Origin of the sequence: Mycobacterium sp. E3198, from assembly GCF_001667015.1 — a bacterium.
Lineage (GTDB): Bacteria > Actinomycetota > Actinomycetes > Mycobacteriales > Mycobacteriaceae > Mycobacterium.
On the sequence record NZ_LZIS01000022.1, the window covers coordinates 20,748 to 31,019 of the forward strand.

Here is a 10,272-nt window from a genome sequence, read left to right on the forward strand (position 1 = left end):
TAGATGACTGTTTTCGCACGTCCGGGGTCTGCCGGCGCGTTGATGTCGTACGAATCCCGGTACGGCAACTTCATCGGCGGCCAGTGGGTCGCGCCGGTGGGCGGGCGCTATTTCGAAAACCCGACGCCGGTGACCGGCCAGACGTTCTGCGAGGTGCCCCGCTCCGACGAGGCCGACATCGCTCACGCCCTCGACGCCGCGCACGCGGCGGCCCCGGCGTGGGGCAAGACCGCGCCGGCCGAGCGGGCGGCCGTCCTCAACAAGATCGCCGACCGCATCGAGGAGAACAAGGCCGCGCTGGCGGTGGCCGAGGTCTGGGACAACGGCAAGCCCGTCCGCGAGGCGCTGGCCGCCGACATCCCGCTGGCCGCCGACCATTTCCGCTACTTCGCCGCGGCGATCCGCGCGCAGGAGGGCTCGCTGTCGCAGGTCGACGAGGACACCGTCGCGTACCACTTCCATGAGCCGCTCGGGGTGGTGGGGCAGATCATCCCGTGGAACTTCCCCATCCTGATGGCCGCCTGGAAGATGGCGCCCGCGCTGGCGGCCGGCAACGCGGTGGTGCTCAAGCCCGCCGAGCAGACGCCGGCGTCGGTGCTCTACCTGATGTCGCTGATCGGCGACCTGGTGCCGGCGGGAGTTGTCAACGTCGTCAACGGGTTTGGTGCCGAGGCCGGCAAGCCGCTGGCGTCGAGCAACCGCATCGCCAAGGTCGCGTTCACCGGGGAGACCACCACCGGCCGGCTCATCATGCAGTACGCCTCGCAGAACCTGATCCCGGTGACCTTGGAGCTCGGCGGCAAGAGCCCCAACGTGTTCTTCTCCGACGTGCTGGCCCGCGCCGACGACTTCCAGGACAAGGCGCTGGAGGGCTTCACCATGTTCGCCCTCAACCAGGGCGAGGTGTGCACCTGCCCGTCGCGCAGCCTGATCCAGGCCGACATCTACGACGAGTTCCTGGAGCTCGCCGCGATCCGCACCAAGGCGGTGCGCCAGGGCGACCCGCTGGACATCCAGACGATGCTGGGCTCGCAGGCGTCCAACGACCAGCTGGAAAAGATCCTGTCCTACATCGAAATCGGCAAGGGTGAGGGCGCCAAGATCATCACCGGCGGCGAGCGCGCCGAGCTGGGCGGCGAGTTGTCCGGCGGCTACTACATGCAGCCGACGATCTTCGCCGGCAACAACAAAATGCGGATCTTCCAGGAGGAGATCTTCGGTCCGGTGGTGGCGGTGACGTCGTTCTCCGACTACGCCGACGCGATGTCGATCGCCAACGACACCCTGTACGGGCTGGGCGCGGGGGTGTGGAGCCGCGACGGCAACACCGCCTACCGGGCCGGGCGCGACATTCAGGCCGGCCGGGTCTGGGTCAACTGCTACCACGCCTACCCCGCGCACGCCGCGTTCGGTGGTTACAAGCAGTCCGGCATCGGCCGGGAGAACCACAAGATGATGCTCGACCACTATCAGCAGACCAAGAACCTGCTGGTGTCCTACTCCGAAAAGGCGCAAGGGTTCTTCTGATGGCGCCGGGTCCCGCGACAGGGGTGGTCATCACCCCCGCCGCCGCCGAACTGCTGACGCGGCTGCAACAGCGGCACGGTCCGGTGATGTTCCACCAGTCCGGCGGCTGCTGCGACGGGTCGTCGCCGATGTGCTACCCGCGCGGCGACTTCCTGGTCGGGGACCGCGACGTGTTGCTCGGTGTCCTCGACGTCGGGGACGGGGTGCCGGTGTGGATTTCGGGCCCGCAGTACGAGGTCTGGAAGCACACCCAGCTGGTCATCGACGTGGTCCCGGGACGCGGCGGCGGGTTCAGCCTGGAGGCGCCCGAGGGCGTGCGGTTTCTGAGCCGCGGTCGCGTCTTCACCGCCGACGAGAACGCCGCGCTGCGCGGCGCACCGGTGATCACCGGTGCCGGCTACGCGCGGGGCGAGCGCCCGGCGGAGCGCGGCCGGGTGGTGGTCCTCGACGATGCGGCCGCGCGCCAAACGTGCGGGCCCGGCGGTCGATGACCGCGCTAACCTCGTCAGCGTGATCCCGCTTCCCCGTCCCTGGGTGCTGGCCAGCGCCATGCTGATGGGCTGCGCGGTCGGGCTGTTGACCGGTGTCGCGCTCACCGTGCTGGTCCATGCCAGGGTGCGGCCGGACGTCGTCGTCGCGCTGGTGGTCGGGATTCCCACCGTGACCGGTCTGCTGACGATCCTGTTTTCCGGGCGGCGCTGGGTCACGATGGTGGGCGCGTTCGTCCTGTCGCTCGCGCCGGGCTGGTTCGGCGCCCTCGTCGCCCTGCAGGTGGCCTCCGGTGGCTGACGACGAGGACACCGGCACGCAATCGTGGGTGCCGGACTTCGACGACGAGGACGACACCGGCTCGCAGCCGGCGGCGAAGGAGCCCGAAAAGCCAGAGCAGCCCGACGAACCCGAGGCGCCCGCGGCGGCCGGGACCGCCGAGGACGAGGCCGGCGCCCTGCCGGTGCAGCCGGTCACCGTTCCCGGTCGTTACCTGTTCCTGAAGTGGTGGCAACTGGTCCTGGTGCTGCTGGGCGTGTGGGCGGTGTCGGCGGTGGTGGGGCTCGGGCTTTTCTACTGGTGGTACCACTCGATCGACAAGACGGCCACGGCGTTCGCGGCGCTGGTCTACGTGGTGGCGTGCGCCGTGGGCGGCGTGATGCTGGCGATGGCGCAGGGCAGGGCTGTCCTCTCGGCGCTGTCGCTCGCGGTGATGTCGGGGCCGTTCGCGTCGGTCGCGGCGGCCGCGCCCCTGTACGGCTACTACTTCTGCGAGCGCACGGGTCACTGCCTGATCGGCGTCATCCCCTACTAGGCCACTAGGGTAGGGCTCGTGACTCACTATGACGTCGTCGTCCTCGGGGCCGGCCCCGGCGGATACGTCGCGGCCATCCGCGCCGCGCAGCTGGGCCTGAACACCGCAATCGTCGAGTCGAAGTACTGGGGCGGGGTCTGCCTCAACGTCGGCTGCATTCCGTCCAAGGCGTTGCTGCGCAACGCCGAGCTCGTCCACATCTTCACCAAAGAGGCCAAGACCTTCGGGATGAGCGGCGAGACGACGTTCGACTACGGCGTCGCCTTCGACCGCAGCCGCAAGGTGGCCGACGGCCGCGTCGCCGGCGTGCACTTCCTGATGAAGAAGAACAAGATCACCGAGATTCACGGGTACGGCAGGTTCACCGACCCGCACACCATGTCGGTCGACCTCAACGACGGGGGCACCGAGACCGTCACGTTCGACAACGCCATCATCGCCACCGGCAGCAGCACCCGGCTGGTTCCCGGCACGTCGCTGTCGGAAAACGTGGTGACCTACGAGGAGCTGATCCTGTCGCGGGAGCTACCGGAGTCGATCATCATCGCCGGTTGCGGGGCGATCGGCATGGAGTTCGCCTACGTGCTCAAGAACTATGGCGTCGACGTCACCGTCGTCGAGTTCTTGGCGCGCGCGCTGCCCAACGAGGACGCCGAGGTCTCCAAGGAGCTCGAGCGGCAGTTCAAGAAGCTGGGCGTCAAGATCATGACCGGGACCAAGGTCGAGGCCATCAACGACGACGGGTCCGTGGTCCGCGTGGCGGTCAGCAAGGACGGCAAGTCCGAGGAGCTGAAGGCCGAAAAGGTGTTGCAGGCCATCGGGTTTGCGCCCAACATCGAGGGCTACGGGCTGGAGGCGGCCGGGGTCGCGCTGACCGAGAGCAGGGCCATCGGCATCACCGATTACATGCAGACCAACGTCAGCCACATCTACGCGATCGGCGACGTCACCGGCAAGCTGATGCTGGCGCATGTCGCCGAGGCCATGGGCGTGGTGGCGGCCGAAACCATCGCCGGCGCAGAGACTTTGGCGCTCGGCGACTACCGCATGCTGCCGCGCGCGACGTTCTGCCAGCCGCAGGTCGCCAGCTTCGGGCTCACCGAGGAGCAGGCCCGCGAGGAGGGCTACGACGTGGTGGTGGCCAAGTTCCCGTTCACCGCCAACGGCAAGGCGCACGGCGTCGGCGACCCGAGCGGTTTCGTCAAGCTGGTCGCCGACGGCAAGTACGGCGAGCTGCTGGGCGGGCACCTGATCGGCCACGACGTGTCCGAGCTGCTGCCGGAGCTGACGCTGGCGCAGAAGTGGGACCTGACCGCCACCGAGCTGGCCCGCAACGTGCACACCCACCCGACCATGTCGGAGGCGCTGCAGGAATGCTTCCACGGCCTGACCGGCCACATGATCAACTTCTGAGCCGATGATCCGCAGCGACACCGTGATTGGCGTCATCGGCGGCGTCGCCACCGGTTATGTCCTGTGGCTGGTGGCCTTTTCGATCGCCGACGACAACGCGGCGGTGGGCCGGTGGGCGCCGACGGTGTTGCTGCTGTCGCTCGCGCTGGCGGTCTGCGCCACCCTGTGGGCGTCGCTGCAGCGCCGGCGGGGAAAGTACGCCTGGTCGGCGTTCGGCTTCGGACTGCCGGTGGCGCCGGTGGCGCTGACGCTGGCCGTGCTGGCCGACGTCTACTTCTGAGCGGGCCTGTCCAACGGGATGGCCAGCGCCGACATGGTCGCGGCCAGGCCGTCGTATTGGCTTGCCAGCAGGCAGAATTCGATGAGCTGGCGCCGGTCCAGGTGCGTCGCCAGCTGCCGCCAGGTCTCGTCGGTGACGGTCCGCTGCGTGAGGAACTCGTCGGTGGCCGCCAGCAGCGCCTGCTGCCGCACGGTCAGGCGCGCCTCGACCGGGTCCAGCGTCTCGGGCCAGGCGAAGATCGCCGCCTGTAAGTCGTCGTCCAGGCCCTGATTTCGCGCCATCCCGCGGTGGTGCTGCAGCTCGTATTCGCAACCGCGCACGTGCGCGACCCGCAGAATCACCAACTCGGTGTCGATCGCCGGCAGCCGGCCCCGCAGCAGCCGCCCGCTGTAGGCCGACCAGGTCCAGAACAGCATCCGGCGCTGGCCCAGGGTGGTGAACAGATGCATCTCCGGAACCCGCATCCGGCGCGCGGCCGCCTTCGCCATCACCCAGTTGATCGGACCCAGCTCCCGGAACCGGCCCGACGGAATGCGCCCGTCGGGGCTCACGGTTGCTTCACCAGGTACGGCGAGACGGTGCTGCGGTGCTCGTCGAGATCCAGTGCGCGCCCCAGGGCCGGGAACGCCCGCTGTGGGCAGTTGTCGCGTTCGCAGACACGGCAGCCGGCGCCGATCGGTGTGGCGATATCCCCGGACAAGTCGAGTCCTTCCGAGTAGACGAGCCGATGAGCGTGGCGCAGCTCGCAGCCCAGCCCGATCGCGAAGGTTTTACCGGGCTGACCATACCGCGCGGCGCGGCGCTCCACGGTGCGGGCCACCCACATGTAGTTGCGGCCGTCGGGCATCTGGGCGATCTGCACCAGGATCTTGCCCGGGTTGGCGAACGTTTCGTAGACGTTCCACAACGGACACGTCCCGCCGCTGGAGGAGAAGTGAAAACCGGTGGCGGACTGGCGCTTTGACATGTTGCCGGCACGGTCCACCCGCACGAACGAGAACGGCACCCCGCGCATCGTCGGCCGCTGCAACGTCGAAAGCCGGTGCGCGATGGTCTCGTAACTGACCGAGTAGAACGACGACAGCCGCTCGACGTCGTAGCGGAAGTTCTCGGCGACGTCGTGGAACTGGCGGTAGGGCAGCACCGCGGCGGCGGCGAAATAATTGGCCAGGCCCAGCCGGGCCAGCGTGTGCGACTCCTCGCTGGTGAACTTGCCCTCGGCGACCAGGCTGTCGATCAGGTCGCCGAACTCGAGGTAGGCCAGCTCGGCCGCCAGCTTGAACACCTGCTGACCCGAGGAGAGGTGATTGCTGATCTCCAGCGTCTTGGTGGCGGGGTCGAAGCGGTGCAACACGGTGTCCCCGAGGTCGATGCGCCGGGTGATGTGGACGCCGTGCACCTCGGTGAGCCGGCGGGTCAGCTCGCGGGCGAGGTCGCCGTGGTGAAGGCGCATCTTGATGGTGAGGTCCTCGGCCGCGGTGTCCAGCTCGTGCAGGTAGTTCTGGCGTTGGTAGAAGTAGTCGCGCACCTCCTCGTGGGGCATGGTGATCGACCCGCTGCCGCTGCCGTCGGAGTAGCGCTCCTCGGTGGCGGCCGCCAGCTGCGCGGTGGTGATCCGGTAGCGCCGGTGCAGGTTGACCACGGCGCGGGCCAGGACGGGATGGGCGCTGACCAGCTCGGCCACCTCGGTGGGCTCGACGTCGATGTCCAGGTCGCGATCCATGGTCACCTCGCGCAGCTCGGCGACCAGCCGGGTGTCGTCCTGGGAGGCGAAGAACGTCGCGTCCACCCCGAACACCTCGGTGATGCGGAGCAGCACGGCCACCGTCAGGGGGCGGACGTCGTGCTCGATCTGATTCAGGTAGCTCGGCGAGATCTCCAGCATCTGGGCCAGCGCCGCCTGCGAAAACCCGCGCTCGTTGCGGAGCTGGCGAACGCGGGAGCCGACGAAGGTTTTGGCCACCCACGAAGCGTACCGGGCGCTGCGAAGGCGCGGTTCGCAGAGTTCGCACCGCGGCGCGATACGGTCACGATTGGTGTTCGCACGACGCAATTTGGCATCATTCGCAGCGGGGGCCGGGGTTAACCTGGGATATCGACTCGGAGGGAACGGGGAGACGAAGCCGTGAGCCTGGACAAAACAATGATGCCGGTGCCCGACGGCCATCCCGATGTATTCGATCGCGAATGGCCGCTGCGGGTGGGCGACATCGACCGCACCGGGCGGCTGCGGCTGGACGCCGCGTGTCGCCACATCCAGGACATCGGCCAGGACCAGTTGCGGGAGATGGGCTTCGAGGAGACCCACCCGCTGTGGATCGTCCGGCGCACCATGGTCGACCTGATCCGCCCGATCGAGTTCCAGGACCTGCTGCGGTGCCGGCGCTGGTGTTCGGGGACCTCGAACCGCTGGTGTGAGATGCGGGTCCGCATCGACGGGCGCAAGGGCGGCCTGATCGAATCCGAGGCGTTCTGGATCAACATCAACCGGGAGACGCAGATGCCGTCGCGCATCGCGGACGACTTCCTGGCGGGCCTGCACAAGACCACGTCCGTGGAGCGATTGCGGTGGAAGGGCTACCTGAAGCCCGGGAGCCGCGACGACGCCACCGAGATCCACGAGTTCCCGGTCCGGGTGACCGACATCGACCTGTTCGACCACATGAACAACTCGGTGTATTGGAGCGTGATCGAGGACTATCTGGCGTCGCACCCCGAGCTGTTGGCCGGCCCGCTGCGCACCACGATCGAGCACGAGGCGCCGGTCGCGCTCGGCGACAAGCTGGAGATCATCTCGCACGTCCACCCGGCCGGCTCGACGGATCAATTCGGTGCCGGCCTGGCCGATCGGCCTGTTACAACCCTCACATATGCCGTCGGCGACGAGACGAAAGCCGTCGCGGCAATCTTCGCGCTCTAACCGGACAGGCGTCCTGCAGAAATCTGGTCTGACCTGCGTGAATGGGGTTACTGACCGGTAGCTTCTGAAACGGTTAAGTTTGCGTTCATCTTCGCAGGATTCGCAAAATCGCGGGCGGTCGTTGCCGAAATTGGCAAATGAAACGGGTGGACCTGCAGGAACAAGCTGTGTCATCTTCGAGTTAGCACGCCAGTGAAGTTAAGCCCATAGCTACCGCCGGACGGCGGGCGGCGTGGACGTTTAGCGAAGAGCAAAGAACCGTTAAGGAGTAAGCCCAATGTCTGTCGTTGGCACCCCCAAGAGCGCCGAGCAGATCCAGCAGGACTGGGACACCAACCCGCGGTGGAAGGGCGTCACCCGCACCTACACCGCCGAGGACGTCGTCGCGCTGCAAGGCACCGTCGTCGAGGAGAACACGCTGGCCCGCCGCGGCGCCGAGGTGCTGTGGGAGGAGCTGCACGACCTGGAGTGGGTCAACGCGCTGGGCGCGCTGACCGGCAACCAGGCCGTCCAGCAGGTGCGCGCCGGCCTGAAGGCCATCTACCTGTCCGGGTGGCAGGTCGCCGGTGACGCCAACCTGTCCGGCCACACCTACCCCGACCAGAGCCTCTACCCGGCCAACTCGGTGCCGCAGGTGGTCCGCCGGATCAACAACGCGCTGCTGCGCGCCGACCAGATCGCCAAGGTCGAGGGGGACCGGTCGGTGGAGAACTGGCTGGCGCCGATCGTCGCGGACGGCGAGGCCGGCTTCGGCGGGGCGCTCAACGTCTTCGAACTGCAGAAGGCCATGATCGCCGCCGGTGTCGCGGGTTCGCATTGGGAGGACCAGCTGGCCTCGGAGAAGAAGTGCGGCCACCTGGGCGGCAAGGTGCTCATCCCGACCCAGCAGCACATCCGCACGCTCACCTCGGCCCGTCTGGCCGCGGATGTCTGCGACGTCCCGACCGTGGTGATCGCGCGCACCGACGCCGAGGCGGCCACGCTCATCACGTCCGACGTCGACGAGCGCGACCAGCCGTTCATCACCGGCGAGCGCACCCGCGAGGGCTTCTACCGGACCAAGAACGGCATCGAGCCCTGCATCGCGCGGGCGAAGGCCTACGCGCCGTTCGCCGACCTGATCTGGATGGAGACCGGCACCCCGGACCTCGAGCTGGCGCGCAAGTTCTCCGAGTCGGTCAAGGCGGAGTACCCCGACCAGATGCTGGCCTACAACTGCTCGCCGTCGTTCAACTGGCGCAAGCACTTGGACGACGGGACCATCGCGAAGTTCCAAAAGGAGCTTGCCGCAATGGGATTCAAGTTCCAGTTCATCACGCTGGCCGGCTTCCACGCGCTGAACTACTCGATGTTCGACCTGGCCTACGGCTACGCCCGCAACCAGATGAGCGCCTACGTCGAGTTGCAGGAGCGCGAGTTCGCCGCCGAGGAGCGCGGCTACACCGCGACCAAGCACCAGCGCGAGGTCGGCGCCGGTTACTTCGACCGGATCGCCACCACGGTGGACCCCACCTCGTCGACCACCGCGCTGACCGGTTCGACCGAAGAGGGCCAGTTCCACTGAGTTAGTCTGCCGACCAGACGCAGAATCGCACTCCTGCAGCCCAGGTGATGCGATTCTGCGTCTGCTCGCGCATATAAGGAGGAGCAATGGCAGCGATCCAGCGGGTGGGAGTCGTCGGGGCCGGGCAGATGGGTTCCGGCATCGCCGAGGTCGCCGTCCGCGCCGGCGTCGACGTGACCGTGTTCGAGACCACCGAGCCGCTGATCACCGCGGGACGCAACCGCATCGTGAAGTCGCTCGAGCGCGGCGTCAGCGCGGGCAAGGTGACCGAACGCGAGCGTGACCGGGCGCTGAGCAAGCTCACCTTCACCACCGACATGAAGGACCTGGCCGACCGGCAGCTGGTGATCGAGGCCATCATCGAGGACGATGCGGTCAAGGCGCAGGTGTTCGCCGACCTGGACCGGGTGGTCACCGATCCCGACGCGGTCCTGGCGTCCAACACCTCGAGCATCCCGATCATGAAGATCGCCGCGGCCACCAAGAACCCGCAACGCGTGCTGGGCCTGCACTTCTTCAACCCGGTCCCGGTGCTGCCGCTGGTCGAGCTGGTGTGCACGCTGGTCACCGACGAGGCCGCCGCCGCGCGCACCGAGGAGTTCGCCGGAGCGGTGCTGGGCAAGCAGGTGGTCCGCTGCTCGGACCGGTCCGGTTTCGTCGTCAACGCGCTGCTGGTGCCCTACCTGCTGTCGGCGATCCGGATGGTGGAGAGCGGCTTTGCCAGCGTCGAGGACGTCGACAAGGCCGTGGTCGCCGGGCTGTCGCACCCGATGGGGCCGCTGCGGCTCTCGGACCTCGTCGGCCTGGACACGCTCAAGCTGATCGCGAACAAAATGTTCGAGGAATTCAAAGAACCGCAATACGGCCCGCCGCCGTTGCTGCTGCGGATGGTCGAGGCGGGCCGGCTGGGCAAAAAATCTGGCCGGGGTTTTTACTCGTACTAAATTCACGGGTCCAACTCGCAGGCGTTGATCTGATCCGATATCATCCTCGCGTTCAACAAACGAGAGGTATCGGGCACCCATGACCGCGTTGAGGCCGTATTACGAAGAGTCGCAATCGATCTATGACGTTTCAGACGAGTTCTTCGCGCTCTTCCTAGACCCGACGATGGGGTACACCTGCGCGTATTTCGAGCGCGACGATATGACCCTCGAGGAGGCGCAGAACGCCAAGTTCGACCTGGCGCTGGGGAAGCTCGGGCTCGAGCCGGGCATGACGCTGCTCGACATCGGCTGCGGCTGGGGTGCCACGATGCGCCGCGC

General features: G+C 67.5%; 12 protein-coding genes. 10 read left to right on the forward strand and 2 right to left on the reverse strand.

Features of this window, described 5'->3' with window-relative positions:
- Window positions 1-3: 3 nt before the first annotated feature.
- Genes A5673_RS03240 through A5673_RS03265 form a run of 6 tightly spaced genes read left to right on the forward strand, consistent with a single transcriptional unit; the run spans window position 4 to window position 4,523 of the window.
- Window positions 4-1,527 carry an aldehyde dehydrogenase family protein gene (locus A5673_RS03240; RefSeq protein ID WP_068227064.1) on the forward strand — a complete coding sequence of 508 codons (1,524 nt, stop codon included), beginning with the start codon at window positions 4-6 and terminating at the stop codon, window positions 1,525-1,527.
- On the forward strand, window positions 1,527-2,018 hold the full coding sequence (locus A5673_RS03245) for a DUF779 domain-containing protein (protein ID WP_068227065.1): 492 nt from the start codon (window positions 1,527-1,529) through the stop codon (window positions 2,016-2,018). Before A5673_RS03240 ends, A5673_RS03245 begins: the two co-directional genes overlap by 1 nt.
- Window positions 2,019-2,037: 19 nt before the next feature.
- The gene (locus A5673_RS03250) at window positions 2,038-2,316 is read left to right on the forward strand and encodes a putative holin (protein WP_068227081.1); all 279 of its coding nucleotides are present in this window, start codon (window positions 2,038-2,040) and stop codon (window positions 2,314-2,316) included.
- Window positions 2,309-2,830, forward strand: coding sequence for a hypothetical protein (locus A5673_RS03255; protein WP_068227066.1), 522 nt, complete (start codon window positions 2,309-2,311; stop codon window positions 2,828-2,830). Before A5673_RS03250 ends, A5673_RS03255 begins: the two co-directional genes overlap by 8 nt.
- 18 nt (window positions 2,831-2,848) lie before the next feature.
- Entirely contained in the window at window positions 2,849-4,243 is a 1,395-nt protein-coding gene (gene lpdA / locus A5673_RS03260) for a dihydrolipoyl dehydrogenase (RefSeq protein WP_068227067.1), read from the forward strand.
- A gap of 4 nt (window positions 4,244-4,247) precedes the next feature.
- Window positions 4,248-4,523, forward strand: coding sequence for a hypothetical protein (locus A5673_RS03265; RefSeq protein ID WP_068227068.1), 276 nt, complete (start codon window positions 4,248-4,250; stop codon window positions 4,521-4,523).
- Here A5673_RS03265 and A5673_RS03270 read toward each other — a convergent pair.
- Together A5673_RS03270 and ramB are read right to left on the reverse strand one after the other, a co-directional pair.
- Window positions 4,514-5,011, reverse strand: coding sequence for a carboxymuconolactone decarboxylase family protein (locus A5673_RS03270; RefSeq protein ID WP_197518279.1), 498 nt, complete (start codon window positions 5,009-5,011; stop codon window positions 4,514-4,516). The two genes, A5673_RS03265 and A5673_RS03270, sit on opposite strands and share 10 nt — an antisense overlap.
- Window positions 5,012-5,070: 59 nt before the next feature.
- Window positions 5,071-6,486, reverse strand: coding sequence for an acetate metabolism transcriptional regulator RamB (gene ramB / locus A5673_RS03275; RefSeq protein ID WP_068227070.1), 1,416 nt, complete (start codon window positions 6,484-6,486; stop codon window positions 5,071-5,073).
- Between the two features lie 162 nt (window positions 6,487-6,648).
- Here ramB and A5673_RS03280 point away from each other — a divergent pair, with 162 nt between their 5' ends.
- The 4 genes from A5673_RS03280 to A5673_RS03295 all read left to right on the forward strand — a co-directional run.
- The gene (locus A5673_RS03280; protein WP_068227071.1) at window positions 6,649-7,443 is read left to right on the forward strand and encodes an acyl-[acyl-carrier-protein] thioesterase; all 795 of its coding nucleotides are present in this window, start codon (window positions 6,649-6,651) and stop codon (window positions 7,441-7,443) included.
- Between the two features lie 277 nt (window positions 7,444-7,720).
- Window positions 7,721-9,007, forward strand: a complete 1,287-nt coding sequence (aceA, locus tag A5673_RS03285; protein ID WP_068227073.1) for an isocitrate lyase — start codon at window positions 7,721-7,723, stop codon at window positions 9,005-9,007.
- Between the two features lie 86 nt (window positions 9,008-9,093).
- Window positions 9,094-9,951, forward strand: coding sequence for a 3-hydroxybutyryl-CoA dehydrogenase (locus A5673_RS03290; protein WP_068227075.1), 858 nt, complete (start codon window positions 9,094-9,096; stop codon window positions 9,949-9,951).
- Window positions 9,952-10,030: 79 nt separating this feature from the next.
- On the forward strand, window positions 10,031-10,272 hold a 242-nt coding region (locus A5673_RS03295), incomplete at its 3' end, for a class I SAM-dependent methyltransferase (protein ID WP_197518278.1).

Excerpts from the sequence above, each read along its gene's own strand:
- A5673_RS03240 (WP_068227064.1), top strand. The coding sequence starts at position 4 with ATGACTGTTTTCGCACGTCCGGGGTCTGCCGGCGCGTTGATGTCGTAC.
- A5673_RS03245 (WP_068227065.1), top strand. The coding sequence starts at position 1,527 with ATGGCGCCGGGTCCCGCGACAGGGGTGGTCATCACCCCCGCCGCCGCC.
- A5673_RS03265 (WP_068227068.1), top strand. The coding sequence starts at position 4,248 with ATGATCCGCAGCGACACCGTGATTGGCGTCATCGGCGGCGTCGCCACC.
- A5673_RS03270 (WP_197518279.1), bottom strand. The coding sequence starts at position 5,011 with ATGGCGAAGGCGGCCGCGCGCCGGATGCGGGTTCCGGAGATGCATCTG.
- aceA (WP_068227073.1), top strand. The coding sequence starts at position 7,721 with ATGTCTGTCGTTGGCACCCCCAAGAGCGCCGAGCAGATCCAGCAGGAC.
- A5673_RS03290 (WP_068227075.1), top strand. The coding sequence starts at position 9,094 with ATGGCAGCGATCCAGCGGGTGGGAGTCGTCGGGGCCGGGCAGATGGGT.